This is a genomic window from Leifsonia sp. KNZ13-11D (assembly GCF_056754895.1).
In genome coordinates, this window is the sequence record NZ_JBPGWU010000001.1 from 3,390,766 (window position 1) to 3,415,864 (window position 25,099).

A 25,099-nucleotide genomic window follows, 5' to 3' on the forward strand; every position below is an offset into this window, starting at 1 on the left:
CTCTCCCGTCGTGTTCATCGGGTGGCCCCGGTCAGTCCGCGGCGGCGCAGCAGCCTGCGCTCGACCGGTGCGAAGACGGCGAGCTCGATGACGATCCCGACAGCCAGGATGGTCAGGATCGTCGCCAGCACGCTCGGGAGGTCCGCGAGCTGCCGGCTCTGCTCGAGCAGGGTGCCGAGGCCGAAGCCGAGCGAGCCGGCGATGATCTCGGCGGCCATGAGCGATCGCCACGCGAACGCCCAGCCCTGGCGGAGCCCGGCGACGTAGCCGGGCAGCGCGGCCGGGAAGAGGATGCGGGTCTGCAGCCGGCGCCGGTTCGCTCCCAGCACGACTCCGACGCGGCGCAGCTGCGGTGGCACCTGGTCGATGCCGGCCAGGAGGCCGTTCACGATCGAGGGCACCGCACCGAGCAGCACGACGAAGTACACGGCTGCGTCGGTGAGCCCGAACCAGAGGATCGCGGCCGGCACCCACGCCACCGACGGCAGCACCTGGAGGCCTGAGAGGATCGGGCCGACCGCACGGCGCAGCCAGCGCACCTCAGCCAGCAGCAGCCCGAGCGGGGTGGCGATGAGGATCGCGAGCAGGAAGCCGAAGCCGCCGCGGCCCAGGCTGGTGGCGATCGCCGTGGCCAGGTGGCCGGAGGCCGCGGCGCTGCCGAGCGCGGCGAGCACGTCCGCCGGTCCGGGGTAGAGGTCGGGGCGCGGGTGCGCGATGACGGTGTAGAGCTGCCAGGCGATGACGGCGACGAGCACGAAGGCGGTCGGCGGGACCACCGCCCGGGCGATGCGGCGAGCGCGGCGGGGCGCGGCGTCGCTCGCGGTCTGGAGGGAGTCGAGCCCGGCCTCCAGCGCGTGCAGCTCGGAGGTCGCGGAGCCTGTGCGCGTTGGGCCGGCGGCCGTAGGGCCGGCGATCGCGGCGCCGATGGTCGAGGTGGCGGTGGCGTCAGGCGGCATTGCGGATCAGCTCCTCTCGCAGCCGGCGGGTGATGTCGTCGTCCAGCCGGGCGACCTCCACCGGGTCGGCGCCGGCGCGCACCGTCGCCGGGATCTCCCACTCGGCGGCGACGCGGCCGGGTCGAGAGCTGAGCAGCACGATCCGCTCGCCGAGACGCAGCGCCTCCCGGACGTTGTGGGTGACGAACACGATGGTGCGGCCGGTCTGCCGCCAGATCCGCTCCAGCTCGACATGCAGGAGGTCCCGGGTGATCGCGTCGACCGCGGCGAACGGCTCGTCCATCAGCAGCACGTGCCGGTCCTGCGCGAGGGCGCGCGCGAGGGCGACGCGCTGGCGCATCCCGCCGGAGAGCTCGTGCGGGCGCCGGTCGGCGGCGTGCGCGAGCGACACCAGCGCGAGCAGCTCGTCGACGCGGGCGCGACGCTGATCGCGGGGTACGCCGCCGAGGTCGAGGGCGAGCTCGACGTTGCGCCGGGCGGTCAGCCACGGCAGCAGCGCCGCCTCCTGGAACATCATGGCGACCGGCCCGCTCGGAACCGCGATCTCGCCGAGAGTCGGCTGCTCCAGCCCGGCGATCAGGTTCAGGATGGTCGACTTGCCGCACCCGGACGCCCCGAGCAGGCAGACGAACTCGCCGTCGCCGACGCGGAGGTCGATGCCGTCCAGCACGATGGGCGCGTGCGTGCCGAAGCGCTTGCTCACTCCCGTCAGAGAGACCGCGGGGCTGTCGAGGCCGCTCATGCCGCTACCCCAGACCGCCGGTGGACGCGGCCGGCTGGCCCGCCGCGGTGCGGACGGCGTTCAGCGCGGTCAGGTCGAACAGCCCCTTGAGCGACCCCTTCGTGCCGAGCCCGACCGCGGTGGCGTGCTGGACGAGCGTGGGGAAGGCGGCCGCATCCGGGTCGGTGTCGAAGGCGACGTGGTCGAGGGCGCGCACCAGCACTCCGGTCGCCAGCGTCTTGCCGGTGTCGGCCTCCAGCTGCGCGTTGATGTCGGCGGCGGCGGTCTCCGGGTCTTTCAGCGCGGCGACGGCCTCGGCGTTGCCGTGGACCAGCGCCTTCACCGTCTGCGGGTGCGCCTTCAGGAACGCCGAGGACACCGCGAGGACGGTGGTCGGGAACCGACCGCCGGGCCACAGCGACGCCTCGTCGACGAGGACCTTCGCCTTCCCGTCGATCACGAACCGGGACACCCACGGCTCGGGCACCCACGCGCCGTCGATCTTGCCGGCCTGGAAGGCCGTCAGCGCCTGCGCGTTGTCGGTCGGTGCGATCGTGAGGTCTCCCCCGCCGGCCGTCGAGGTGTGCAGGCCCTTCTTGCTGAGCCAGTAGCGGAGCGCGACATCCTGGGTGTTGCCGAGCTGCGGCGTCGCGATCGTCGTGCCCTTGAGCTGGTCGGCCGACGTGATGCCGTCCTTGACCACCAGTGCTGCGCCGCCGATGGCGACGCCCGAGACGATCGTCAGCGACTGGCCTGCGCTCTTGAGATAGGAGTTGATCGCCGGGCTCGGCCCGATGTAGGCGGCGTCGATCGCGCCGGCGCTGAGCGCCTCGATCTCGGCGGGGCCCGCGGTGAACTGGGTGGTCTTCAGCGTCGTCTTCCCGAGCGCCTTCTGCAGCAGGCCTCTGTGGATGCCGACGAGGGCGGGCGCGTGCGTGACGTTGTCGAAGTAGCCGACCCGGATGGCCGACGCGGCGGAACCGCCGGTCGCGGGCGCGTCGGCCGCGGTGGCGGCGGCGCACCCGGTCAGGGCGGCGGCCGCCGCGGCGAGGATCAGCACGGCTGCGGTGCGGAGCGAGGTGCGCAAGGGCAAGCCTTTCAGGAGACGATGCCGGCGGCGAGGGTCGCGCCGGACTGCGGGTCGATGAGCAGGAAGGCGCCGGTCTGCCGGTTGGCCGCGTACGGCTCGACCGGCAGTGCCTCTGCGAGCTGCAGGGCGACGTGGCCGATGTCGTTGACCTCCAGGGCGTCGGAGGGGATGACCTGCAGCGTCGTCAGGTCGCGCCGACCCGCGATCGCGGTCAGCCGCGCCTGCACGGTGGAGGTGCCCCACTTGAGCAGGAGCCGCGCGCCGGGGACGCCGCGGGAGGCGTCGAGCCAGAACACCTCGGCGTCCAGCGCCGAGCGCGGTTCGGGCAGTGTGCCGGCCGCACCGATGATCGCGCCGCGGGCGAGGTCGAGGTCGTCCGCCAGGCTGACGGCGACCGACTGCGGCGCGACCGCGGACTCCACGCTGCGGCCGGCGACGTCGATGCGGGTCACGACCGAGGTCGCGCCTCCGGGGAGGACGCTGACCCGGTCGCCGACCGCGACGCCGCCCGAGGCGATGCGGCCGGCGGCCGAGCGGTAGTCGCGGTACGCGGCCGCGTCGAGGCCGGGTGCGAGCGCGCCCTGCGGACGCAGCACCACCTGCACGGGGAGCCGGAGGGCGTCGGCCGCGGCCCCGGTCTGGTCGGCGCCGGGCAGCGCCTCCAGCAGTTCGAGGAGGGCGGGGCCGTCGTACCACGGCGTGCGGGCCGAGCGGTCGGCGATGTTGTCGCCGTCGACCGCGCACACCGGGATCACGTGGAGGTCCCGGATGCCGAGCTCCGTCGTCACCGCGACCAGGTCCTCCGTCACCTGCCGCACGCGGTCGGCATCGAACCCGATCAGGTCGATCTTGTTGATCGCCACGATCACATGCGGCACCCGCAGCAGCCTGATGACCGCGAGGTGGCGCCGGGTCTGCTCGAGGACGCCGTTGCGGGCGTCGACCAGCAGCACGACCGCGTCCGCCGTGGTGGCGCCGGTGACCATGTTGCGCGTGTACTGCACGTGGCCTGGGCAGTCCGCGAGGATGAACGAGCGGGCGTCGGTCGCGAAGTAACGGTAGGCCACGTCGATCGTGATGCCCTGTTCGCGCTCGGCGCGCAGTCCGTCGGTGAGCAGGGCGAGGTCCAGCCCGCCTGCGTCGCCGCCGAAGCCGCGTTCACGCGAGGTGCGCTCGACGGCAGCGAGGTGGTCGGCGAGGATCGCTTTGGAGTCGTGCAGCAGCCGGCCGACCAGGGTCGACTTGCCGTCGTCGACCGAGCCGGCGGTGGCGAACCGGAACAGGGTGCCGCGCGTGGCCGCCGGCGCGGCCGGCGCCGCGTGCGCCCGACGGGTGTCGTCGTCGATCAGAGTCATCAGAAGTATCCCTGTCGTTTCCGGTCTTCCATGGCGGCCTCGGAGATGCGGTCGTCGGCACGCGTCGCGCCGCGCTCGCTGAGTGTGGAGGCCGCGACCTCCCGCACCACGGCGGCGACGTCGCCCGCGTCGGACTCGACCGCGCCCGTGCAGCTCATGTCGCCGACGGTGCGGTAGCGCACCAGCCGGCGCTCGACCGTCTCCCCTCGGTCCGCGGGCGAGACCGGGCCGATCGCTCGCCACATCCCGTCGCGCGCGAAGACCTCGCGTTCGTGCGCGTAGTACAGCGGCGGCAGCTCGATGTCCTCGCGCTCGATGTAGCGCCAGACGTCGAGTTCGGTCCAGTTGCTGATCGGGAACGCCCGCACATGCTGGCCCGGTGTGTGCCGGCCGTTGTACAGGCTCCACAGCTCGGGCCGCTGGTTGCGCGGGTCCCACTGGCCGAAGCCGTCACGGAGGGAGAGGATGCGCTCCTTCGCCCTGGCCTTGTCTTCGTCGCGGCGAGCGCCGCCGAAGACGGCGTCGTGCCGTCCGGCCTCGATCGCGTCGAGCAGCGGCACGGTCTGCAACGGGTTGCGGGTGCCGTCGGCGCGCTCGGTGAGCCGGCCGTCGTCGATGTAGTCCTGCACACTGGCCACGGCCAGCGGGATGCCGAACCGCTCGGCGGTCGCGTCGCGGAAGTCGAGGACCTCCGGGAAGTTGTGGCCGGTGTCCACGTGCAGCAGCGAGAACGGGACGCGCGCCGGCCAGAACGCCTTCGCGGCCAGGTGGAGGACGACCACCGAGTCCTTGCCGCCGGAGAACAGCAGCACGGGCCGCTCGAACTCGGCGACGACCTCCCGGATGATGTGGATGGACTCGGCCTCCAGCTGGTCGATCAGGTCGAGCGCGGGAGCGGGCGCGGCGGTGGCGGTCGGCGCGGCGGTGGCGGTCGGTGTGCCGGTCATAGGTGCAGTCCGCATTCCGTCTTGGCGAGCCCGGCCCAGCGGCCGGAGCGCGGGTCCTCGCCCTCGGCCACCGGCTTGGTGCACGGTTCGCAGCCGATCGAGGGATACCCGTTCGAGAGGAGCAGGTTCAGCGGCACCGCGTGGGCCGTCGCGTAGTCGAGGAGCTCGTCGAACGTCCACGCCGCGAGCGGGTTCACCTTGACCAGGCCGTTCTTCTCATCCCAGCTGATGAAAGGCGTCGCGGTGCGCGTTGGCGCCTCCTCGCGGCGCACGCCCGTGAACCAGAGCTCGTAGCCGGTCAGCGCCCGCTGGAGCGGCTCGACCTTGCGGCGTGCGCAGCAGAGGTTCGGGTCGCGGGCGAACAGCTCCGCGCCGAACTCGGCGTCCTGCTCGGCGACGGTCTGCTTCGGCTTCACGTCGACCACGCGCACGTCGAGCGCGCGGGCGACCTCGTCGCGCGTCACGTGGGTCTCCACGAAGTGATAGCCGGTGTCGAGGAACAACACGTCCACGCCGGGCAGCGCGGAGGCGACCACGTGCGGGAGCACCGCGTCGGCCATCGAGCACGCGACGGCGGTGCGCTCGACCGCGAAGTTGTCGGCGACCCAGCGGACGATCTGCTCGGCCGTCGCATCCTCGAGTTCGCGGGCGCCGCGCTCGGCGAGGGCGCGCAGTTCGTCGAGGGGACGCAGTTCGGCCGGCCGCACGGGGAGGCTGCCCAGGTTCGTCGCGGTCACTGCAGCGCCTCCTCATCGGCCCGGTGCGCCCACTGGGCGAACGTCTCCGTCTCGTCGCGGTCGGCCAGGAACCGGGTGACGACGCGTTCGACGTAGTCGGCGATCCCGTCGGCGGTGACCTTGAGCCCGCGCACTGTGCGACCCAGTCCGGCCTCGTCCCGGTCGCGGGAGGCGAGCCCGCCGCCGAGGTGCACCTGGAATCCGGGCACCTGGCCACCGTTCCCGTCCGGGAGCAGCTGGCCCTTCAGTCCGATGTCGGCGGTCTGGATGCGCGCGCACGAGTTCGGGCAGCCGTTGACGTGCAGGCTGAGCGGCGTCGGCAGCTCCAGTCCGGCGAGCCGGTCCTCCAGCTGCTGGACGGCCGCGGCCGCGGTGGCCTTGGTCTCCACGATCGCGAGCTTGCAGTACTCGATGCCGGTGCAGGCGATCGTGCCGCGCCGGAAGACGCTCGGCTTGGCCGAGAGTCCCAGCTCCTCGAGTTCCGCGACGGCCTGCTCGACGCTCGCCTCGGGGATGTCGAGAGCGAGGATCTTCTGGTGCGGGGTCGTCCGCAGGCGGGTGGAGCCGTGCCGCTCCAGCAGGTCGGCGAGCCGCCCGAGAGTCGTGCCGGAGACCCGGCCGACGAACGGGGTGACGCCGATGAAGTAGCGGCCGTCCTTCTGGCGGTGGATGCCGACGTGATCCCCGGTGGTCGTCGGCGCGGCCGGTTCGGGCCCGTCCGCCAGCGGCTCGCCGAGGTATTCGTCCTCCAGCACCTTCCGGAACTTCTCCACGCCCCAGTCGGCGAGCAGGAACTTCAGCCGGGCCTTGTTGCGCAGGCGACGGTAGCCGTAGTCGCGGAAGATCTGCACGACCCCGTGCCAGACCTCCGGCACCCTCTCGGCCGGGACGAACGCGCCGAGACGCTCGGCCAGCCGCGGGGTGGTGGAGAGGCCGCCGCCGACCCACAGGTCGAAGCCGACGCCGAGCTCGGGGTGCTCGACCACGACGAACGAGACGTCGTTGATCTCGTGGACGACATCCTGGCTCGGGTGCCCGCTGATCGCCGTCTTGAACTTGCGCGGCAGATTCGCCAGCTCCGGGTCGCCGAGGAACCGGTCGGCGATCTCCTGGATCAGCGGGGTCGGGTCGATGAGCTCGTCCTCGGCGATGCCCGCGACCGGCGAACCGAGGAACACGCGCGGCACGTCGCCGCACGCCTCCGTCGTGCTCAGGCCCACGGCCTCCAGGCGCCGCCAGATCTCCGGCACATCCTCCACGCGCACCCAGTGCAGCTGGATGTTCTGCCGGTCGGTGAGGTCGGCGGAGTCGCGAGCGAACTCCGTGGAGATACCCGCGATCGTCCGCAGCTGCTCGGTCGTGAGCTGGCCGCCGTCGATGCGGACCCGCAGCATGAAGTACTCGTCCTCGAGCTCGTGCGGCTCCAGGGTCGCGGTCTTGCCGCCATCGATGCCGGGCTTCCGCTGCGTGTACAGGCCCCACCACCGGAACCGGCCGTGCAGGTCGGTCGGGTCGATGGAGGCGAAGCCGCCCTTGGCGTAGATGCTCTCGATGCGCTCACGGACGGCGAGGCCGCCGTCCTCCTGCTTCCACGCCTCGTTGCCGTTCAGCGGGGTCTTGCCGTCGACCGCCCATTGACCGTTCGGCCGGGCGTCCGACCGGCGCGGCCTCGCGGCCGCGGTCCGTGCGGTGTGCTGTTCCGAGATCGTCACCGGGTTTCCTTCCTCCGCTGCGGGGCGGATCGAGAGGGAACCTAGGCCGGATGGGAACCGCGAGGGAAGGGCGGAGGTAATAAATGGACTCAATCCATAAAGGATGAAGGGCTTCTCAGGCATGCTGGACGCGCCTTCGTCCCCGGCCACGGCCGTCTCACGCATCGACTGGAGAGCACATGATCGCCATCGTGACCGTCTCGCACGGGACCTCCGACCCGCTGGGCCAGCAGGCTGTCGCCGCGTTCGCCGAGGCCGTGCACGATGCGGTCGACGCGGACATCGCGGCCCACGCGTTCGTCGATGTGCAGCAACCGGACGTCGCCTCGGCGCTCGGCGACCTGCCTGCGGACGCCACGATCGTCGTGGTGCCGCTGCTGCTGTCCCGCGGCTATCATCTCGGCCACGACATCCCGCAGGCGACGCAGCCCTACGGCCGGCGCGCGATCGTCGCCGGCGCGCTCGGGCCGCACCCGCGCCTCGCCGAGCTCCTGCGGCGCCGGCTGCAGGAGGCCGGCGCGGTCACCGCCGACCGCGTCGTCCTCGCCGCGGCGGGGTCCAGCGATCGGGCCGGCGTGGACGACGGGCTCGAGGCCGGGCTCCTCCTCGGAGTCGCTGCCCACCGGCCCGTTACGGTCGGCTTCCTCAGCGCCGCCCAGCCGAGCCTCGAGCATGCCATCGCCCGCGTCTCAGCCGACGCACCTGCGGGCGCCCGCACGGTCGCAGCGAGCTACCTGCTCGCCCCCGGCTACTTCCACCGGCTCGTCGAGACGTCGACGGCCGACATCGTCACCACGCCGCTGCTCCGCCCCGGGCGGACCCCGGACTGGGAACTCGTGGCCATCGCCCGGGAACGCTATTTCGCCGCGCTGTCCGACTCGGGCGTTCCGGTCCCCTCCCTGTCCGCACCCGACCGTCGCGCCAGGAGCACGACGGAGGCGACGAGACCGTAGACCGCACCGGCCAGCAGAACGACGGCCGACACGGTGACCCCTGTCGTCGCCGACGCCGTCGACAGCGTGAGGCTCACGACAGCGACCACGAGGAGGGCCGAGCTGAGCACGGCGAGCACGACGAGGCCGTTCCTGCTCTCGGTTCCGCTGTCTGGCATGGGATGCCTCCTCTCGTGTTCGCAGGGCGGATGCGGTCGCGAGCCAGGGTAAGCGGTCCATGGGGCGACAGGACAGCGCTGGTTACGGACTGTGACCGACAGAAGGGGCACGCACCGGAACCGGCCCTGCCGCTACGGTGAGCACAGGAGGTGAGCCGGGATGGGTTACCTGGCGTATGACGGCTCGGCGCGAGTCTCGTTCGATGACTGCCTCCTGGCGCACCTGGAAGTGGTGATCATTCACAAACTGCAGCGCCATGAGTCTTTCGCGATGTCGTGGCGTGAGGCACAAGCCAACGGGAGCGGACGCACCACGATCTGGCTCGACTGCGGGGTCCCGCTGCGTTTCCGCTTCGACGGCCCCGAAAGACCCGCCCTCGACCAGGACTGGCTGCACCGGTTGGCGGGATGCGCCAACTCGAGCACGGGCCTCTTGGTGACCGATGAGAACGGCACGCTCTGCGTCGGCGTCACCCACGACCGGGGCATCTGACCCGGCCCGAGGAGCCATCCCGACCGAACGTCACACGTTGTTCACGGAGGGCGCGTAGCGGTCGGGCTCGACGTGCTGATCGGCCTGCGTCCCGGAACGCGCGGCGAGCGACCCGTAACGCTCCATCCGATGCCAGCGCAGGTGCGTCCCCGCGAACGAGGTGAACACCGACTGGATGACCACCAGGTACATCAGCTGACGGTAGACGATCTGCTGGAGTGGAAGAGTCCACAGGGGTGTGAGCTTCTCCTTGTCCAGCCGGAACGCGTACCAAGCCATTCCGAACTGGACGGCCAGGAACGCGAGCCAGAGCGCGGCGATCCTCACCGGATCGAGGAAGATCAGCCCGTAGATCGCGAAGAGGTCCACCACGGGGGCGAAAAGCGGTAGGAGCACCTGGAGCAGCAGGAGGTAGGTCAACCCGCGCCGGCCCAGCTTGCCCGCCTGCCCACGCTGGACCATCGCCCCCCGATGCTTCCACATCGCCTGCAGGGTGCCGTAGCACCAGCGATACCGCTGCCTCCACAGGGCGCCCAGCGACGCGGGAGCCTCGGTCCATGCGCGAGCATCGTCCTGGTAGACGACGCGCCATCCGTCCCGGCACAAGGCCATGGTGAGGTCGGTGTCCTCCGCGAGTGTGTCATCGCTGACCCCGCCGATGCGTTCGAGAGCCGAGCGCCGGAAAGCCCCGATGGCACCGGGGACGGTGGGCATGCACTCGGCGATATCGAAGAGGCGCCTGTCCAGGTTGAACCCGACGACGTATTCGATGTGCTGCCACGCTCCCAGCACGCCCTCACGGTTGATGATCTTCGTGTTGCCGGAGACGGCGCCGACGGACGGGTCGCTCAGCGGCTGAATGAGCGCGTGGACCGTCCCCGGCTCGAAAACCGTGTCCCCGTCGACCATGACGATGATGTCGTGGCGGGCGGCACGCAGACCAGTGTTCAACGCAGCCGGCTTTCCGGCGTTGCGCTGACGGATCAACCGGACCGGCAGGCCGAGCGCCTCCACGAGATCGGCCGTTCCGTCGGTGGAGCCGTCATCGACGACGATCACTTCGACAGGATGCGTCGAAGCGACCAGCGATCTCACGGCCGCTTCGATGCCGGCCGCCTCGTTGTACGCCGGAACGATCACCGAGACCGGGTCGAGGAGCTCGGGACGCGCGCTGACCTTCGGGCGGTGCCTCCCGCGGGACTGCCGACGGTGTCGCGCCGCGGTCCCCACGACCAGTACAGCCCGGATCAGCATGACGATTCCACTGACGACCAAGGCCGCCGTGATCGCGCCGACCAGGAGACCACTCAGGCGGATCCCCCACACGGTCATATCCGCTTCCGCCCGGTCGGCGAACGTCGCCGGTTGCATCGTGTGGTGAAGCCCGACGGATTGACCGACTGTTGTCACCGTGTAGCCCTCGGCGGCCAGACGCGTGAGAGCACCGTCCAGCGCTTTGACGGTCTGGCTTCTGTCACCGCCGCCGTCGTGCAGCAGAACGACCTGGCCCGAGCCGTCCGTCGGCACGATCGCGTTCTCGATCGCCGTGACACCCGGACGGCGCCAGTCCTCCCCGTCCTTCGTCGACAGCACGGTCAGATAGCCCTCCGCAGCGGCAGAACGCATCGCAGACCACATCTTGTCGGTCACCGCCGAATTCTCCGAGCTGTACGGCGGCCGGAGAAGTGACGACGTGCGGCCGGTGGCCTCGATAACCGCCTGCTGGCCGGCCTGGAGTTCGAGCTGCCTGCGCCAGTCGGGAACGAGACTGAGGTCCACGTGGGTCAGCGTGTGAATACCGACCTCGTCGCCCGCCGCGACCACGGCGCGGGCCAGCTCGGGATGTGCGATCACCGCAGTCCCCACCATGAAGAACGTCGCGTGCACGTGATGCTTCGCAAGCACGCGCAGTATCTCGGGGGTCCAGCGAGGATCGGGGCCGTCGTCGAAGGTCAACGCGATCGTGTGCGCGCGCGGCCTCGCCGTTACCGGGGCGGATTCCCGCGCATCCACCACCGGGCCGCCCGTGCTGACGGCACGCGGCACCTGCGCGGCCGAGCCGGAGGCTCCGACCGCGTCGTCTCCGATCCCGGCGAGGTGCTGGGTGTAGCCCTCGACCAGCAGCGCGACGGCGACGGCGAGCAGGACGCCGACGAGCACGATCCAGTGAGCCCGGACGGAGCGCCGCGAGCCTCCCGGGCCACTCCGTGTCACGGGTGCGGGGGCTTTCTCGATTGCCCCGGGGCAGTCGCGCTCTTTCCGGGCGCCGTGGCCATCGGAGACGGCGTGGCCGTCGGACCGGCAGCCGGCGGCGCAGTCGCGGCCGAGTGAACCGGCGCCGGAGTGCTCGGGGCCGCCGGCCGGCCGGGCGGAACCTGGCCGACTGGTCCCGACGGCGTGTGCGCGACTGGTGGCGGCAGCGGTACAGGGACAGGGCTCGGGACCACCGAGACTCTCTGTTGGTTCACCGCGGCCCCGGCCTCACCGTCGACGAACGGAAGCTGAGGCACCCCGATCCGAGGGCCACCGAAGAACGCGCTCACGACCAGCGCCACGTACAGCAGGATCGCGGAGAGGACCACGCCTCCGACGACCCGCGTTCGGCGAAGCTTGCGGCCGGAAGAGTCGACGAAGACAGGAGCGCCGCCATCCCTGGAGGACACGGGCTCGTCAGTCTGTTCGGCCGGAAGCACGCACAAGATTGTAAGTGCCCCGGCCTCGAATATGCCCCCCAATCGGGTGGGGCACGGCTGAGACATCACACACCCTGCCGGACTGCAGGCGCGCGAGGACTCAGAGCGAGACGACGTCCGTGAACCGTGTCAGTGCTGATGGCACGGCCAGATAGGCGCCCAGGCCGGACGCTCCCGGCCCCGCTCGCCAGGCGCGGTAGGCCTCGTCGTGCTCGAGCGACTGCCAGTGCTCGACCGCGACCACGTGGGCGGGGTCGGTGACGTCGGCGATGACGTGCACGCCGAGGCAGCCGTCGAACGCGCGGGTGTCCGCGAGGATGTCGAGCAGTGCGCGCGGCCCGTCCTCGAGGTGGTCGGGCGCGAAGCGCAGGTCGAGGAGCGAAGTGACGGTCATGCGGGCGACGTTAGCACCCGGACGATGCTCGGGACGCAGGTGCGCGGCGGGGGCGCGGACCTGTGCGGTCCCGAAGGTTTCATTCGCCTTGGGATCATCGATGGTTCCCGCGGAATTCACCTTCCGTGCCCACGCTGAGAACGCGCGAGCGGTCCGAGGTCTCATCGAGATGAGCCGCCGCCCGGCCGATGACGGAGGAATGCGATGGAATCCAGAACACGGGCACGTACGGCGGTCGCCGCCATGAGCCTTGCGGCCCTCGCCGCTGCGAGCTTCGCCGGGTCGGGCACGGTGACGAGCGCATCGGCGGCGGTTCCCCCCGGCGGGAATCATTCGCGGCACGTCCTGCTCATCTCCATCGACGGCATGCACCAGAGCGACCTCGACTGGTACATCTCGCAGCACCCGAGCTCGACGCTCGCCGAGCTCACGCACGGTGGGAGCGAATACACCGACGCGCGGACATCGAATCCGTCCGACTCCGACCCCGGCGGGACCGCGCTGATGACCGGCGGCAACCCCAGGACGACGGGCGTCTTCTACGACGTCGAGTACAGCCACACCGTCGATGAGGCCGGAGCCGCGTGCACGCCGGGTAAGCCGGCGACCGGCGGCGACGTCATCTATGACTCGCCCGACGACGCGTTGCCGGCGGTTCCCGACTTCGTCGATCCGGCGAACGGAACGTTCCCGTCCTTCGACGAGAACGGCTCCGTCTACCCGGCAGGCGTGGACAAGGACCCCGCCGCGATCATGAACCTCGAATTCGATCCGAAGTCCTCGCTGAACCCCGCGACCTTCCCCGTCGACCCGGCGACGTGCCAGCCGATCACGCCGTGGGACTACCTGGGCGACAACACGATCTTCCAGGTCATCCACAACGCCGGTATGCGCACGGCTTGGTCGGACAAACACGAGGTGTACGCATCCTTCAACGGTCCAGGATCCAACGGCCAGAGCATCGACGACCTGTTCTCTCCCGAGATCGACTCCCAGGCTGTGATGCCGAACGGCGTGCCGTACCCACAGGACGACGACTGGGCCCACATCGACGCTGCCACCAAACAGTACGACGGGTACAAGGTGCAGGCCGTCGTGAACGAGCTCGACGGTCTCGACCACTCAGGTAAGACCAAAACCGGCGTGCCTGCGATCCTGGGGATGAACTTCCAGACCGTCTCGGTCGCCCAGAAGATCACATCCACGCCGACCACGCTCATCCACAACGTCGACGGCTCCTACACCACCAGCGCACCGCAGGCCGGCGGCTACCAGTGGGCGAACGGCAAGCTCGTCCCCGGGCCGGTCCTCTCCAGCGCCCTGGACTACGTCGACGCACAACTGGGCCGGATGGTCACCACCATCCACAAGGAAGGCCTGACCGGCGACACGACGATCGTGCTCACCGCAAAGCACGGTCAGTCGCCCCAGGACCCGGCCAAGCTGGTGACGGTGAAGGACGGCCCCATCATCGACGCGATCAACGCCGCATGGGCGCAGACCCACGCGAACAACACGAAGCTGATCGTCGCCGGCACCGACGACGACCTCTGGCAGTCCTACCTGTCGGACAACTCCCAGACCGCCGACGACTTCGTCAAGGCGTACCTGTGGAACCACACGGCTCAGGGCATCAATGCCGTTGGTGGGACGGTCACCGTGCAGCACTCCGGGTTGAGCCGGGTATGGGCCGGGAAGGATGCCGCGAGCTTCTTCGGCGTCGCGGTCGATAACGGTCACTACCCCGACGTCTTCGGCGAGGTGCAGGAAGGTGTGATCTACTCGGGCCCGACCAAACTCGCTGAGCACGGCGGAATGAACACCGGCGACCTTCACGTGCTGATGGTCGTCGACGGACCAGGCGTTCCGGCACAGGTGACATCGGCGCCCGTAGAGACCACCCAGGTCGCTCCGACCATCCTGGCCGCCCTCGGCCTCAACCCGTCGTCACTGACCGCGGTTCAGAGGGAAGGCACCGCGGTGCTCCCCGGCCTCACCGGGTCGCGGCACGACCACTGACGCACTCGCATTCATGCGCCGGCGCGAGCGCGTCAGCGGCCGAGGGCATCCCGGTACGGCGGCAGCGGCTCGCGGTTCTGGAAGGTGAGGATCGCCGGGTTCACGATCATCCCGTCCTGGATCTCGATCGCGCGCCGGATGGTCGGGTCGGCCTGCCAGGCGTCGGGGCCGGCCATCACGACCTCCAGGAACGGCGTCAACGCCTCCCCGATCTCCCACGTCGCGGAGTCCCAGAGGTAGGACGGACTGTGGTCGACGGCGTAGTACTGCACATGGTCGCCGACCTCGATGATCGGCTCGGCGAAGCTGGTCGAGCGTGCCCAGCTGAATCCCATGCCCTCGTCGCACGAGACGTCGACGATCAGGCTTCCGGGGGCGAAGGCGGCCAGATCATGCTCCGTGAGGTAGGTGAGTGGCGCGTTCGGATCCTGCAAGGTGCAGTTCACGACGATATCCGCCTGCGCGAGAAAGGGGGCGAGCGGCACCCTCCCGGCGTCGGTGATGACGTGACTGAGGAACGGAGCGTCGTCATCGTGATCGAACTGCACGATGCGTACGGAGTGAATCGGTGAACCGACCGCGGCGACCTCCCGGTTGGTGAGCACCTGCACGTCGTGGATGCCGTGGGCGTTCAGCGCGGTCACCGCGCCGCGCGCAGTCGCTCCGAACCCGATGACGACAGCGTTGAGGCGCCGGCCGTAATCGCCGGTCCGGCCGACCAGCCCCAGCGCATGGACCACCGAGCAGTACCCGGCAAGCTCGTTGTTGACGTGGAAAACGTGCAAAGCGAAGTTGCCGCTGCTCGTCCAGTGGTTCATCGCCTCGAAGGCGATCAGGGTCAGGCGCTTGTCGATGGCTCGCTGGGTGATCGCCCTGTCTTGCACGCAATGCGGCCAGCCCCAGAGCACCTGGCCGTCGCGGAGCTCGTCCAGGTCGGATGGCTGCGGCTTGGGGAGCAGCACGACATCGCTCGACGCGATCACGTCGGCGCGGGAGGCGATGCGTCCGACCAGGGGACGCAATGTGTCGTCGGTCGCGCCGAACCGAGAGCCGTACCCGGTCTCGAGCACGATGCGCTCACGCAGCTCGGCCGGGATGCGGTCGAGGCGCGCCGGATGCAACGGCAACCGCCGCTCATCCGGCTTCGCGGAGGTGGCGAGGACGCCGAGCGTCAACGGAACGGAAAAACGCGAATCGGCCGACATCTTGGCTCCCTCATGGGCGCCACGGTGGCTCCGTGGTCCCAGCTTAAGCCCGCGACTATCGAGAGCGCACTCCCGCGACTGGCCGTTCGCAGCGGGGACAGCTCCGCCGACCTTTCAGAGCACCGCGATGGGGTTGACGGGCGATCCGGTGCCCCCGGAGACGATCAACGGCGCGATGACGAGGAGAAACTCGAACCGGTTCGCACGATCGCAGGCCTCGCTCAGTCTCTCGAGGTCGAGATTGTCTAGGAGGCACATTCCCGCCGCGGCCAGGGCGAGCGCGTGGACGGGCGCGTCCACTCCTGCCACGACAGAGGGCCGCATTTCGCTGTTGCCATCGCTGCCGAGCAGGGCGATCTGCTTGCGAGCCAGCCAGGCGAAGCCTTCAGGGTGGAGGCCGACGGAGGGAGCCCCGAGAGGCTGAGGTCCGACCTCCGCGCGACGCGCCGGTTGTCCCGTCCGAACGAGCACGATGTCGCCGCGCTTCACCTCTACCCCCAGTTCGTCGGCTAGGGTCGCGAGGTTTCCGGCGGAGAGGGCGAATGGCGGTTCGAGCCACGGCTGCGCGAAGACGCGAGGGGCATCCAGGAGGACGCCGCGCGCCGCCACCCCGTCCGCGAGGGTGGTGACCGACGCGAAGCGCGTCCCGCGGAAATCCACGACCGAATGCAGCGGCCTGCCGTTGAAGACGTGCCCTCGGTAGGCGATATGCGCCAGGGAGTCGAGATGGCTGAACCGTCCGTGGACGTCCATTCCGATGAAGTCCGTGTTCACCTCGAGCATCGCGTGCGCATTGCCGACGCCGGTCATGTGGTGCTCCGCCGGTCGCGGGTTGTCCGGGCCGGCGACTGTGTCGACGCGGCGACCGAGGCCGATGGTCTCGCCCGAGACGACGAGTCGTGACGACGCTTCGATGATCGACGCGTCGATGAAGTTGAGCGTTCCGCGTTCGTCGTCGCTCCCCCAACGCCCGCGGTTGTCGAGCAAATCGAACAAGGCGTCGAAATCGTCCGGGCTCATCGGCGCGACCATGTCCCCTCCCATTCGCCTCATATACAATCAATACGATTTCTATATCATTCGCAGCCGGTGAGACCCGTTCTCACGCACGTAGGATTGGGCTGTCGCACGGCTCACAGCACGAAAGGCTCACTTGTCCGACAACGCACGGCGGGAACGGCACGGACATGGAACCGCACCGGCAAAGGTGTATGCAACCCTGCGGTTCCAGATCGTGGAAGGCGAGATCCCGCCGAACACCCGCGTGAACATCGATGCGATGGCACGCGAGCTCGGCGTCTCGCAGACGCCCGTCCGGGAGGCCCTCCAGCGGCTCGAGGGCGACGGGCTCCTCGTCTACCGCGCTTCCAAGGGGTACTCGACCACTCCGATACTCGATCTCCCGGGTCTTCGATCGCTCTTCGAGTTCCGGATGCTCGTCGAGCCCTGGGCGGCCCGATGCGCAGCCGTCGACGCGCTGAGCAATCCCGCGCGCGTCCTCGCCGCCGAAGTGGAGTCGTATCAGCAGAAGGTGAACGTCCATCACGACATCCGGCAGGCGATGCTCGCCCACGACATGCGCTTCCACGGCGCGATCATCGCAGCTTCGGGCAACTCCGTCGTCGAGCAAGCCTACATCCAGACGCACTGCCATCTGCACCTGTTCCGTCTCTATCAGGTCGATGTCGAGGGGACGGCCACGGCGGATGAGCACCGCGAGATCTGGAAGGCGATCCAGGAGTGCCGGCCGGCCGATGCGGAACGCCTCATGGCGAAGCACATCACGACGTCGTTCGGGCGTTATTCGCAAGCGTTCGCGGACCAGGGGCCGGCTGCCCTCGTGGGTATCGAGCAGTACGACCGGCCGCCGATGGTGCCGTAGCCGGGCGTCCTAGCCGACGGGATACTCGACGAAAGCGATGCTGCGGCCGTCAGGAGACCAACTGGGGACGTTCATCGTCCCCTGGCCCCCGAAAACCCGGGCCAGATCCCTGACGTTGCCAGAGGAGTCGAGGAGGCGCACCAGCACGTCGACGTCGGCGGGGTGGCCGAGCGTGCCAGGGGGGAAGCTGACGTACGCGATCGTGTCGTTCGTGGGCGACTGGTGCGGGAACCAGTTGACGCGGTCGTCGTGGGTCAACTGCTCGACACCGGTGCCGTCCGTTGCCACGCGGAACAGCTGCGCGTGCCCCGGGGTGCTCGAGCCCCGCTCCGAGTTGAAGTAGATGCTCGCACCGTCTCTGCTGAACTCGGGTCCGTCATCCGGGAAGTCGTCGTCGGTGATCGCGAACTCCGTGCCGCCGGCCACGGGAATCGTATAGATGTTCAACCGCGGCGATCCGTCCGCGCGAAGCTCCATGCCGGTGTAGACGAGCGTCTTCTCGTCCGGCGACAGGCCGTGGAGGAAGTGCCGGTAGCCTGCTTCACGCTGGTTGGTGATGCGGCGTTGGACGCTCCCATCGACGGCGGCGGCGTAGATGTGGCTGTCGACGGAGGAGACGTAGACCGTGTTGCCGTCAGCGCTCATGACGTGATCGTTGTTGATGGGCGGAATCGCCCCCAGGCCGATCTGCTCGAGCTCCGTGCCTCCGTCCACGGCGATCCGGAAGAGAAGGCCGTCGCCGTTGACGACCAGCCACCTGCCGTCCCGTGTCCAGTTGGGGGCCTCGAAGAGCATCGTGGACGATGTGAAGACGTTCCTGGCCACCCCCGTCTCGACGTCCAGGATGATGAGGTTCGCACGCTGTTCGGCGCTCAGTACCCGTGCCATTTCTTTCCCGCTTTCTCGTGGACGACGTCGTCAGGGGAGGGAACCCTACATGTCTTTGGCAATTCCTATATTATGCCATCACGGACTCCCGACGAAGGACACGCCATGCCTCTTATCCAGATCGACCTCGACCGCGCACTCTTCGAGCAGAAAGGACCTGCCATCGGTGCGGCGATCCACCAGGCTCAGCTCGAGCTGACCGAAATGAACATCCCCGCTACCGACAAGTTCCAGGTCTTCCGCCCGCACGATGCAGGCGAGCTGATCGCGGATCCCACGCATGGAGGCGTCGATCGTCGTGACATCCTCGTCATCCAGATCACAGCAGTCCGCCGGTTCCCCGTGCGACTCAAGCAAGCGCTGTTCGAGAACATCATCAAACACGTCAGTGCGCTGGGCATCCGGTCCGACGACATCTTCGTCGCTCTCGTCGAGAACGGATTCGAAGACTGGAAGCCTGGGTCCCCGAGCACCCCGGCCGGCTGATGGGTCGGGCTGAGTCCTACGCTGCGGCGGTCCCCCCGTCGACGAACAGCAGGTTGCCAGTCACGTAGGCCGAAGCGTCCGACGCCAGGAAGACGGCGGGTCCCGCGAAGTCGTCCGGAGAGCCGAAGCGACCCATCGGAATCGACGCGAAGAGCCGCTCGCGCGTGCCGGGGTCGGCGAGCAGATCTGCCGTCATCGCCGTCTGGATGTATCCCGGAGCGATCGCGTTGACCCTGATCCCGTGCGAGGACCACTCCTTGCTGAGCCCGCGCACGACGCCCATGATGCCCGACTTCGCCGCGTTGTACGCGATCGCGTTGTCGAGTCCGATCACGCTCGCGAGCGACGCGACGAAGATATGACGACCCTGCGTTCCCGAGGCCAGCTGTCGCCGCCCGATCTCCTGGCTGATGAGGAATGGCGAGACCAGGTTCACCTGCAGCACGCGGTTCCAATCCACGATCGGAAAAGCCGCAGCCTTTTGGCGCCTCTGCACCCCGGCGGCATGCGCGACGATGTCGATCGGGCCACCGAGTGCTTCCTCCACCTCGTCCAGCAAGCCGGTGATCGTGTCGTCGGCGACGTCGGCCGCCACGACGTGAGCCGTGCCGCCACCCGCCACGATGATGCGCCGGGTCTCGTCCAGTTGTTCCACGCTCCGGGCCACCAGGGCCACCTCCGCGCCCGCTTGCCCGAACGCGATCGCGATCGCCCGTCCGATCCCTCTACCGGCGCCGGTCACGAGCGCCCGCTCCCCAGAGAGCTCGAACCTGTCCAGCACGCGCTCGTGCACAATCATGGGGCCGGATCGGCCCTCAGTGTTCGTAGCCATCCTTCGGTCCCTTCCGTGTCCCGTCCAGGAGATTGGGCTCTCGGTCATCGTGGGCGCTTCGCCCCAGGAGATCGCGCACCAGCTGTGTCACGGCACTGACGGAGCCGAACCCTCCGGCCTTCGTGACGACGGTGAGACCGGCGTGTGCGCCGCCGTCGACCGTTCCGACCGGGATGCCCTCGCGCAGTGCTCCGCGCAGGCGGACCGATCGGACGTCCAGGGCCGACAGGACGGCGCGGGCCCCGTCTCCGCCGATCAGCAGAACGGCGGAGACGGAGACAGCGTCGACGAGGACGGCGACTCCTCTGGCCAGTTCGCCGGCGACCAGAGCTGTCGACGGCGGATCGGTGCCTGCCTCGGCGACCGGCAGGCGATCACCGGGTGGCACGATCACGAGAACAGGGGGTGCCGGGAGGCCGTCGAGCGTATCGCTCACCCACTCGCCCACCGCGTGTCGGCGAAAGACCGACATCGGTGGATCCAGTCGGCGGACGACGCCGCCTCCGAGAGACCGGACGAGATCGTCGCACTGGACCCGCGCTTGCGGATGCGCGGAGGACAGGACCACCAGGACCCGTCCGTCGCCTTCCACCGTGCGCGCCGATGGCATTGGCCCACCGAGGGACCGCTGCGCCGCCCAAGCGCGGGCGAGAGCGGCCGCAAGCCCCGCCGAGCCCACCGGCACGGCCACGGGGCCGAGCCGTATGATCGCGCGCGCTATCGCATCCAGCTCGGACTCGGAGGCCGCGTCCACGACGACCAGTCGGGCTCCTGCCGAGACGGCCGAACGGATCTGGGGCACGATGTCCGCCGGACCGTTCGCGGTCAGGACCGTGGCACCGTGGAGCAGATCGGAGAGCCGGCTGTTCGTGACGGGCGTGACGGGGTCACGGGTCAGCACGGTGGTGTGCAACGGCTCACCGTAGACGAGCAGGCGCCCTCCGACCAGAGTCCGTCCCATCGCGGGATAGGCGGGACAGACGACGGCGAACGCCGGAGAGAGCCGCGTCGACCAGGCCGAGAGGGCTCCGTGCACCTGAGCCAGGATCGACCCCCGCAGGGTCGAGTCGATCTTCAGGAAAAGCCGCTCGACCCCGGCGCGACGCAGTAGACGCACTCGCGCCCCCGTCGCGCGGCTCGCGTCGGACGGGCCCATCGCCCTGGCGTCCGACACGGTGGCCGTCGCCGTGCCTGGGGCCGCACGTATCACCGAGTCGCCGAGGTCGATGTGCGCGCTCCAGCCGAGGTCCGCGAACATCACGGCGCAGTCGCTCGCGCCGGTCAGATCGTCCGCGACGATGCCGACAGCCGGATTGCCGGTCGGTGATGAGATCTCCTGCATGACGACGGCGGGCGTTACGCCGCGGTTCCGTCGACAGCGTAAGGCTCGATCGCAGCGAGCTCCGCCTCGGTGAGACGCGGCGCTCCGATCGCGGCGACGTTGTTCTCCAGTTGCTGCACACTGCTCGCGCCGATTAGAGCGGACGAGATCGCCGGCTGCCGCAGGATCCACGTCAGCGCGAGCTGGGCGAGGGACTGCCCTCGCTTTTTCGCGATCTCGTCGAGTGCCCGTGCGCGCTCCAGATAGGTCTCATCGACGTTGTCTGCCGTCATCCATCTGCCCTCCGCCGCACGCGAACCGGACGGGATGCCATTCATGTAGCGGTTGGTGAGCAAACCCTGGGCGAGCGGCGAGAAGACGATGCAGCCCACCCCGAGCGCCTCGAGGGTCGCCAGGAGGCCGTCCTCGATCTGTCGCTCGAACATGTTGTAGCGGGGTTGATGGATGAGGAGCGGCACCTTGTGCTCGGCGAGCGCCGCCGCCGCCGCGATCGTCTGCTCCGGCGTGTAGCTCGAGATGCCGACATACAGCGCTTTTCCGCTATGGACCATCTGGGCGAGGGCGCCCATCGTCTCCTCGATCGGCGTCTCGGGGTCGGGCGTGTGCGAGTAGAAGATGTCGACATAGTCGAGGCCGAGCCGGCGCAGACTCGCGTCGAGCGACGCCAGTACGTGCTTCCTCGACCCCTTGCCGCCGTAAGGGCCCTCCCACATCGGGTTCGCAGCTTTGGTCGAGACCACGATCTCGTCGCGGTATGGGCGGAGGAACGTCGCAGCCATGCGACCGAAGTTCTGTTCCGCACTGCCCAGTGGCGGTCCATACCGGTTCGCCAGATCGAAGTGGGTGATACCGAGGTCGAAGGCGCGCTGAACGATCGCCGACTGTGCGTCGAACGAGCGATCGAAGCCGAAGTTGTTCCAGAACCCGAGCGAGATCGCTGGGAGCTTGAGCCCGCTTCGCCCGCTCCGCCGGTACTCCATCGTCTCGTAGCGTTGGTCACTCGCTGTGTACTGCATGGTGGTCTCCTTCTTCTCTGTCGGCCGGCCGTCCATCGATGCGCTGAGGAACGTGCCACGGGTTGGAGTCTTGGAGCGGTGGCGGAAGCTGCGCCTCCGGAAAGCCGTGATACGCGGCGGGGCGCATGAAACGTCCGGTGGTGGCGGTACCGGCAGAGGTCGACCACGCTGGGGTCGTCGCCGGGTACGGGCCGCCGTGGTTTTGCGCGTAGGAAACGCTGATCCTCGCGGCGAAGATGACAGGCAATGTCGATCCCTTGGGCCGATAATCCTATTGTTCTTTGCGTAAGCATATAGGTTTCTTACCTCCAGCGAATAGTATGGAGGCCCGACGCGAGGGAGCGACGATGACGAGCACCGTCAGAAGCACCGTGAGGATCGCGACGATCGGCTACGGGTTCATGGGGGCTGCGCACTCCCAGGCGTGGCGGGTCGCGCCCCGATTCTTCGATCTGCCGTCCGATCCGGAGCAGACGGTCATCGTGGGCCGCAACGCGCAGCGAGTCGGGGAGGCGGCCGCACGGCTCGGCTGGGCGGAAGCGGAGACGGACTGGCGCCGCGTCATCGACCGGTCCGACATCGACATCGTCGACATCTGCTCGTCGGGCGAGACGCACGCAGAGATCGCGATCGCCTCACTTGCGGCCGGCAAGCACGTCCTGTGCGAGAAGCCGCTCGCGAACTCGGTGAGCCAGGCGCAGTCCATGACGGAGGCGGCGGACGCGGCGTGCCGGAACGGGGTGTTCGCGATGGTGGGTTTCAGCTACCGGCGGGTGCCGGCGATCCAGTTCGCGCACCGCCTCGTGGAGGACGGGCGGATCGGCGAGCTTCGGCAGGTTCGCGCGCGCTACCTGCAGGACTGGTTGTCCGATTCGCGCGCGCCCATGACCTGGCGGCTCGACAAGGCCCTGGCCGGTTCAGGATCTCTCGGCGACATCGGTGCGCACGCCGTCGACGCCGTCCAATTCATCAGCGGCCAGCAGCTCGAAGCGGTGGGCGGCGTCCTCCAGACGCTCGTCGCTGAGCGCCCCCTCCTGGCGGAGCCGGTGGGTCTGAGCGGGACCGCCTCCTCCGAGTACGGCACGGTCACCGTCGACGATGTCGCCCTCTTCACCGGTCGGCTCACCGACGGAACGCTCGCCAGCTTCGAGGCGTCGCGGTACGCGACCGGTCACAAGAACGGCCTGGAACTGGAGTTCAGCGGGTCGGAGGGAGCGATCCGGTTCGATCTCGAGCGGATGAACGAGCTCGAGTTCTACGACCGGCACGATGCAGACACACAGCAGGGCTTCCGCCGCATCCTGGTGACCGAGCCCGGCCACCCGTACATGGCCGCGTGGTGGCCGACAGGACACACCATCGGGTACGAACACCCGTTCTCCCATCAGGTGCGAGACCTCCTGGTAGACATCTCGGCGGGCAGGCAACCGCATCCGTCCTTCGCAGACGGTCTCCAGGTGCAGCGGATCCTGGAGGCGGTGCAGGTGAGCGCGAACAGCGGAAGCGCCTGGACGACGACACGACCGACGGAAGACGAGGAGCACTCCAGATGACACGACCGATTGACCCGTTCACCGGTGGCTCCCGCCGAACGGCGCTGGTCGTGCGCGGAGGCTGGGACGGACATCAGCCTGTCGAGACGACGGATCTGTTCATCCCGTTCCTGGAACGCCGCGGCTTCGCCGTCCGCGTCGAAGACTCCCCCGAGCCCTACGCCGATACCGACTACATGGCCGGCGTCGATCTGATCATGCAGACCAACACGATGAACGAGATCGAGCCGGAGGAGTTGGCGGGCTTGACCCGCGCGATCATCCACGGCAGCGGATTCGCCGGCTGGCACGGCGGCATCGCCGACTCCTACCGCAACTCCTCCGACTATCTTCACCTGGTCGGCGGACAGTTCGCAGCCCATCCCGGCAAGGTCGCGGGCGAGCGGATCGGCCAACGCTCGGACAATTTCGTGCCGTACACCGTGAACATGACTCCGGCGGCGGCCACCCACCCGATCACCGCCGGGATCGACGATTTCACGCTCGAGACCGAGCAGTACTGGGTCCTCCACGACGACTACAACGACGTGCTCGCAACCACCACGCAGGCGGTCAGGCACGGCGACCCGTGGAGCCGGCCCGTCACGTCACCTGCGATCTGGACCCGGCGCTGGGGTGCGGGGCGCATCTTCGTCTCGACCCCCGGACACCAGCTCGAGATCGTGGCCCATCCGACGGTGCGCACCATCATCGAGCGAGGACTCCTGTGGGCAGCCCGATGACGGTCTCGTACCGGCAGCTCGGTCACACCGGCCTGAGTGTGTCCGCGCTCTGCGTCGGGACCAGTCCGCTCGCCAGCATGCCCCAGATCTACGGTTACGAGGTCGGGGCCGACCGCGCCATCGAGACTCTTCTCGCCGCCATCGACAGTCCTCTCAACTTCCTCGACACCTCGAACGGCTATGGCGACGGCGAGGGCGAACTCCGTATCGGCGAAGCCTTCCGTCGCCTCGGAGGCAAGCCCGACGACCTCGTCCTCGCGACCAAGCTCGATCCCGACCCGACGACGGGAGACTTCTCCGGCGCCCGCGCGCGGACGTCGTTCGCCGAGAGCTTGGACCGGCTCACGCTCGATCGGATTCAGTTGCTCTACCTGCACGACCCGGAACGGATCGGACTGGAGGCCGCCTTCGAGCCGGGCGGCCCGGTCGAGACCCTCATCGCTCTCAAGCGCGAAGGCGTCGTGGACAATATCGGCGTCGCCGGTGGACCGATCCACCTGTTGCTGAATTTCGTCGCAACCGGGCTCTTCGACGTCGTCCTGACCCACAACCGGTTCACCCTCGTCGACCAGACGGCCGACCCGCTGCTCGACGCTGCATCAGGCCACGGGATGGGGGTCGTCAACGCCGCTCCGTTCGGGGGCGGGATGCTCGTGAAAGGCCCGGCCGCGCAACCGGTGTACGCCTACCGCCGCGACGACGAAGCGATCCGGGCGAAGGCTGCCGCGCTGAGCGAGCTGTGCGCGGAGTACGGCGTCCCCTTGGCGGCTGCGGCCCTGCAGTTCTCGGTGCGGGACAGCCGGGTGAGCTCGACCGCGATCGGGCTGTCGAGCCCCGAGCGCGTCACCCAGACACTCGACCTGCTCGCCATGGACATTCCGGACGAGCTCTGGGACCGGCTGATCGAGCTGGCCCGCGCTCGTTAGGTTCGGCCGACCTCCGCCC

General features: G+C 69.1%; 24 protein-coding genes. 8 read left to right on the forward strand and 16 right to left on the reverse strand.

What is annotated here, in order from left to right:
- Positions 1-14: 14 nt before the first annotated feature.
- The 7 genes from ACR9Y5_RS16615 to ACR9Y5_RS16645 are packed head-to-tail and all read right to left on the reverse strand — an operon-like array spanning position 15 to position 7,518.
- Positions 15-956 (reverse strand): ABC transporter permease, encoded by a 942-nt coding sequence (locus ACR9Y5_RS16615; protein ID WP_481298992.1) that lies wholly within the window; start codon positions 954-956, stop codon positions 15-17.
- Entirely contained in the window at positions 946-1,698 is a 753-nt protein-coding gene (locus tag ACR9Y5_RS16620; protein WP_481298993.1) for an ABC transporter ATP-binding protein, read from the reverse strand. The genes ACR9Y5_RS16615 and ACR9Y5_RS16620 overlap by 11 nt, the downstream gene beginning before the upstream one ends.
- Positions 1,699-1,702: 4 nt before the next feature.
- Positions 1,703-2,764, reverse strand: a complete 1,062-nt coding sequence (locus tag ACR9Y5_RS16625; RefSeq protein WP_481298994.1) for an ABC transporter substrate-binding protein — start codon at positions 2,762-2,764, stop codon at positions 1,703-1,705.
- 11 nt (positions 2,765-2,775) lie between these two features.
- On the reverse strand, positions 2,776-4,122 hold the full coding sequence (locus tag ACR9Y5_RS16630; RefSeq protein WP_481298995.1) for a sulfate adenylyltransferase subunit 1: 1,347 nt from the start codon (positions 4,120-4,122) through the stop codon (positions 2,776-2,778).
- Positions 4,122-5,069 carry a sulfate adenylyltransferase subunit CysD gene (gene cysD / locus ACR9Y5_RS16635; RefSeq protein ID WP_481298996.1) on the reverse strand — a complete coding sequence of 316 codons (948 nt, stop codon included), beginning with the start codon at positions 5,067-5,069 and terminating at the stop codon, positions 4,122-4,124. Before cysD ends, ACR9Y5_RS16630 begins: the two co-directional genes overlap by 1 nt.
- A complete protein-coding gene (locus tag ACR9Y5_RS16640) occupies positions 5,066-5,806 on the reverse strand; it encodes a phosphoadenylyl-sulfate reductase (protein WP_481298997.1) in 741 nt (246 codons plus the stop codon). Before ACR9Y5_RS16640 ends, cysD begins: the two co-directional genes overlap by 4 nt.
- Positions 5,803-7,518, reverse strand: coding sequence for a nitrite/sulfite reductase (locus tag ACR9Y5_RS16645; protein WP_481298998.1), 1,716 nt, complete (start codon positions 7,516-7,518; stop codon positions 5,803-5,805). Before ACR9Y5_RS16645 ends, ACR9Y5_RS16640 begins: the two co-directional genes overlap by 4 nt.
- Positions 7,519-7,697: 179 nt before the next feature.
- Between ACR9Y5_RS16645 and ACR9Y5_RS16650 the strand changes: the two genes are divergently transcribed.
- Positions 7,698-8,471 (forward strand): sirohydrochlorin chelatase, encoded by a 774-nt coding sequence (locus ACR9Y5_RS16650; protein WP_481298999.1) that lies wholly within the window; start codon positions 7,698-7,700, stop codon positions 8,469-8,471.
- Here the strand turns inward: ACR9Y5_RS16650 and ACR9Y5_RS16655 are convergent.
- Entirely contained in the window at positions 8,375-8,629 is a 255-nt protein-coding gene (locus tag ACR9Y5_RS16655; protein ID WP_481299000.1) for a hypothetical protein, read from the reverse strand. The two genes, ACR9Y5_RS16650 and ACR9Y5_RS16655, sit on opposite strands and share 97 nt — an antisense overlap.
- A 160-nt stretch (positions 8,630-8,789) precedes the next feature.
- On the opposite strand from ACR9Y5_RS16655, the gene ACR9Y5_RS16660 reads away from it, so the two are divergent.
- Positions 8,790-9,122: a DUF7882 family protein gene (locus ACR9Y5_RS16660; protein ID WP_481299001.1), complete on the forward strand. Its 333-nt coding sequence runs from the start codon at positions 8,790-8,792 to the stop codon at positions 9,120-9,122.
- A 30-nt stretch (positions 9,123-9,152) separates the two neighbouring features.
- Here ACR9Y5_RS16660 and ACR9Y5_RS16665 read toward each other — a convergent pair whose 3' ends face one another.
- Both ACR9Y5_RS16665 and ACR9Y5_RS16670 read right to left on the reverse strand, forming a co-directional pair.
- Entirely contained in the window at positions 9,153-11,336 is a 2,184-nt protein-coding gene (locus tag ACR9Y5_RS16665; RefSeq protein ID WP_481299002.1) for a bifunctional polysaccharide deacetylase/glycosyltransferase family 2 protein, read from the reverse strand.
- A 579-nt stretch (positions 11,337-11,915) separates the two neighbouring features.
- Complete coding sequence (locus ACR9Y5_RS16670; protein WP_481299003.1) at positions 11,916-12,209, reverse strand: putative quinol monooxygenase; 294 nt, start codon at positions 12,207-12,209, stop codon at positions 11,916-11,918.
- Between the two features lie 204 nt (positions 12,210-12,413).
- On the opposite strand from ACR9Y5_RS16670, the gene ACR9Y5_RS16675 reads away from it, so the two are divergent.
- Complete coding sequence (locus tag ACR9Y5_RS16675) at positions 12,414-14,228, forward strand: alkaline phosphatase family protein (RefSeq protein WP_481299004.1); 1,815 nt, start codon at positions 12,414-12,416, stop codon at positions 14,226-14,228.
- A 32-nt stretch (positions 14,229-14,260) separates the two neighbouring features.
- On the opposite strand, the gene ACR9Y5_RS16680 is transcribed toward ACR9Y5_RS16675, so the two are convergent.
- Both ACR9Y5_RS16680 and ACR9Y5_RS16685 read right to left on the reverse strand, forming a co-directional pair.
- Entirely contained in the window at positions 14,261-15,433 is a 1,173-nt protein-coding gene (locus tag ACR9Y5_RS16680) for a N(5)-(carboxyethyl)ornithine synthase (RefSeq protein WP_481299005.1), read from the reverse strand.
- A gap of 114 nt (positions 15,434-15,547) precedes the next feature.
- Complete coding sequence (locus ACR9Y5_RS16685) at positions 15,548-16,465, reverse strand: cyclase family protein (protein ID WP_481299006.1); 918 nt, start codon at positions 16,463-16,465, stop codon at positions 15,548-15,550.
- A 175-nt stretch (positions 16,466-16,640) separates the two neighbouring features.
- Here ACR9Y5_RS16685 and ACR9Y5_RS16690 point away from each other — a divergent pair, with 175 nt between their 5' ends.
- Entirely contained in the window at positions 16,641-17,315 is a 675-nt protein-coding gene (locus tag ACR9Y5_RS16690; protein ID WP_481299007.1) for a GntR family transcriptional regulator, read from the forward strand.
- Between the two features lie 9 nt (positions 17,316-17,324).
- Here ACR9Y5_RS16690 and ACR9Y5_RS16695 read toward each other — a convergent pair whose 3' ends face one another.
- The gene (locus ACR9Y5_RS16695; protein WP_481299008.1) at positions 17,325-18,203 is read right to left on the reverse strand and encodes a TolB family protein; all 879 of its coding nucleotides are present in this window, start codon (positions 18,201-18,203) and stop codon (positions 17,325-17,327) included.
- Between the two features lie 105 nt (positions 18,204-18,308).
- Here ACR9Y5_RS16695 and ACR9Y5_RS16700 point away from each other — a divergent pair, with 105 nt between their 5' ends.
- A complete protein-coding gene (locus tag ACR9Y5_RS16700; RefSeq protein WP_481299009.1) occupies positions 18,309-18,689 on the forward strand; it encodes a tautomerase family protein in 381 nt (126 codons plus the stop codon).
- A gap of 16 nt (positions 18,690-18,705) precedes the next feature.
- On the opposite strand, the gene ACR9Y5_RS16705 is transcribed toward ACR9Y5_RS16700, so the two are convergent.
- From ACR9Y5_RS16705 to ACR9Y5_RS16715, 3 genes are read right to left on the reverse strand one after another with little or no spacing between them, the layout of a single operon-like run.
- The gene (locus ACR9Y5_RS16705; protein WP_481299010.1) at positions 18,706-19,521 is read right to left on the reverse strand and encodes an SDR family NAD(P)-dependent oxidoreductase; all 816 of its coding nucleotides are present in this window, start codon (positions 19,519-19,521) and stop codon (positions 18,706-18,708) included.
- Entirely contained in the window at positions 19,505-20,863 is a 1,359-nt protein-coding gene (locus tag ACR9Y5_RS16710; RefSeq protein WP_481299011.1) for a four-carbon acid sugar kinase family protein, read from the reverse strand. The genes ACR9Y5_RS16705 and ACR9Y5_RS16710 overlap by 17 nt, the downstream gene beginning before the upstream one ends.
- Positions 20,864-20,877: 14 nt before the next feature.
- Entirely contained in the window at positions 20,878-21,879 is a 1,002-nt protein-coding gene (locus ACR9Y5_RS16715) for an aldo/keto reductase (RefSeq protein ID WP_481299012.1), read from the reverse strand.
- 347 nt (positions 21,880-22,226) lie between these two features.
- Between ACR9Y5_RS16715 and ACR9Y5_RS16720 the strand changes: the two genes are divergently transcribed.
- The 3 genes from ACR9Y5_RS16720 to ACR9Y5_RS16730 are packed head-to-tail and all read left to right on the forward strand — an operon-like array spanning position 22,227 to position 25,080.
- Positions 22,227-23,432: a Gfo/Idh/MocA family protein gene (locus ACR9Y5_RS16720; RefSeq protein ID WP_481299013.1), complete on the forward strand. Its 1,206-nt coding sequence runs from the start codon at positions 22,227-22,229 to the stop codon at positions 23,430-23,432.
- Entirely contained in the window at positions 23,429-24,154 is a 726-nt protein-coding gene (locus ACR9Y5_RS16725; RefSeq protein WP_481299014.1) for a ThuA domain-containing protein, read from the forward strand. The genes ACR9Y5_RS16720 and ACR9Y5_RS16725 overlap by 4 nt, the downstream gene beginning before the upstream one ends.
- Positions 24,139-25,080 (forward strand): aldo/keto reductase, encoded by a 942-nt coding sequence (locus ACR9Y5_RS16730; RefSeq protein WP_481299015.1) that lies wholly within the window; start codon positions 24,139-24,141, stop codon positions 25,078-25,080. Before ACR9Y5_RS16725 ends, ACR9Y5_RS16730 begins: the two co-directional genes overlap by 16 nt.
- Positions 25,081-25,099: the final 19 nt, after the last annotated feature.

Excerpts from the sequence above, each read along its gene's own strand:
- ACR9Y5_RS16675 (WP_481299004.1), top strand. The coding sequence starts at position 12,414 with ATGGAATCCAGAACACGGGCACGTACGGCGGTCGCCGCCATGAGCCTT.
- ACR9Y5_RS16710 (WP_481299011.1), bottom strand. The coding sequence starts at position 20,863 with ATGCAGGAGATCTCATCACCGACCGGCAATCCGGCTGTCGGCATCGTC.
- ACR9Y5_RS16705 (WP_481299010.1), bottom strand. The coding sequence starts at position 19,521 with ATGGCTACGAACACTGAGGGCCGATCCGGCCCCATGATTGTGCACGAG.
- ACR9Y5_RS16615 (WP_481298992.1), bottom strand. The coding sequence starts at position 956 with ATGCCGCCTGACGCCACCGCCACCTCGACCATCGGCGCCGCGATCGCC.
- ACR9Y5_RS16685 (WP_481299006.1), bottom strand. The coding sequence starts at position 16,465 with ATGGTCGCGCCGATGAGCCCGGACGATTTCGACGCCTTGTTCGATTTG.
- ACR9Y5_RS16720 (WP_481299013.1), top strand. The coding sequence starts at position 22,227 with ATGACGAGCACCGTCAGAAGCACCGTGAGGATCGCGACGATCGGCTAC.
- ACR9Y5_RS16700 (WP_481299009.1), top strand. The coding sequence starts at position 18,309 with ATGCCTCTTATCCAGATCGACCTCGACCGCGCACTCTTCGAGCAGAAA.
- ACR9Y5_RS16630 (WP_481298995.1), bottom strand. The coding sequence starts at position 4,122 with ATGACTCTGATCGACGACGACACCCGTCGGGCGCACGCGGCGCCGGCC.
- ACR9Y5_RS16670 (WP_481299003.1), bottom strand. The coding sequence starts at position 12,209 with ATGACCGTCACTTCGCTCCTCGACCTGCGCTTCGCGCCCGACCACCTC.
- ACR9Y5_RS16695 (WP_481299008.1), bottom strand. The coding sequence starts at position 18,203 with ATGGCACGGGTACTGAGCGCCGAACAGCGTGCGAACCTCATCATCCTG.
- ACR9Y5_RS16725 (WP_481299014.1), top strand. The coding sequence starts at position 23,429 with ATGACACGACCGATTGACCCGTTCACCGGTGGCTCCCGCCGAACGGCG.
- ACR9Y5_RS16620 (WP_481298993.1), bottom strand. The coding sequence starts at position 1,698 with ATGAGCGGCCTCGACAGCCCCGCGGTCTCTCTGACGGGAGTGAGCAAG.
- ACR9Y5_RS16680 (WP_481299005.1), bottom strand. The coding sequence starts at position 15,433 with ATGTCGGCCGATTCGCGTTTTTCCGTTCCGTTGACGCTCGGCGTCCTC.
- ACR9Y5_RS16650 (WP_481298999.1), top strand. The coding sequence starts at position 7,698 with ATGATCGCCATCGTGACCGTCTCGCACGGGACCTCCGACCCGCTGGGC.
- ACR9Y5_RS16715 (WP_481299012.1), bottom strand. The coding sequence starts at position 21,879 with ATGCAGTACACAGCGAGTGACCAACGCTACGAGACGATGGAGTACCGG.
- cysD (WP_481298996.1), bottom strand. The coding sequence starts at position 5,069 with ATGACCGGCACACCGACCGCCACCGCCGCGCCGACCGCCACCGCCGCG.
- ACR9Y5_RS16660 (WP_481299001.1), top strand. The coding sequence starts at position 8,790 with ATGGGTTACCTGGCGTATGACGGCTCGGCGCGAGTCTCGTTCGATGAC.
- ACR9Y5_RS16655 (WP_481299000.1), bottom strand. The coding sequence starts at position 8,629 with ATGCCAGACAGCGGAACCGAGAGCAGGAACGGCCTCGTCGTGCTCGCC.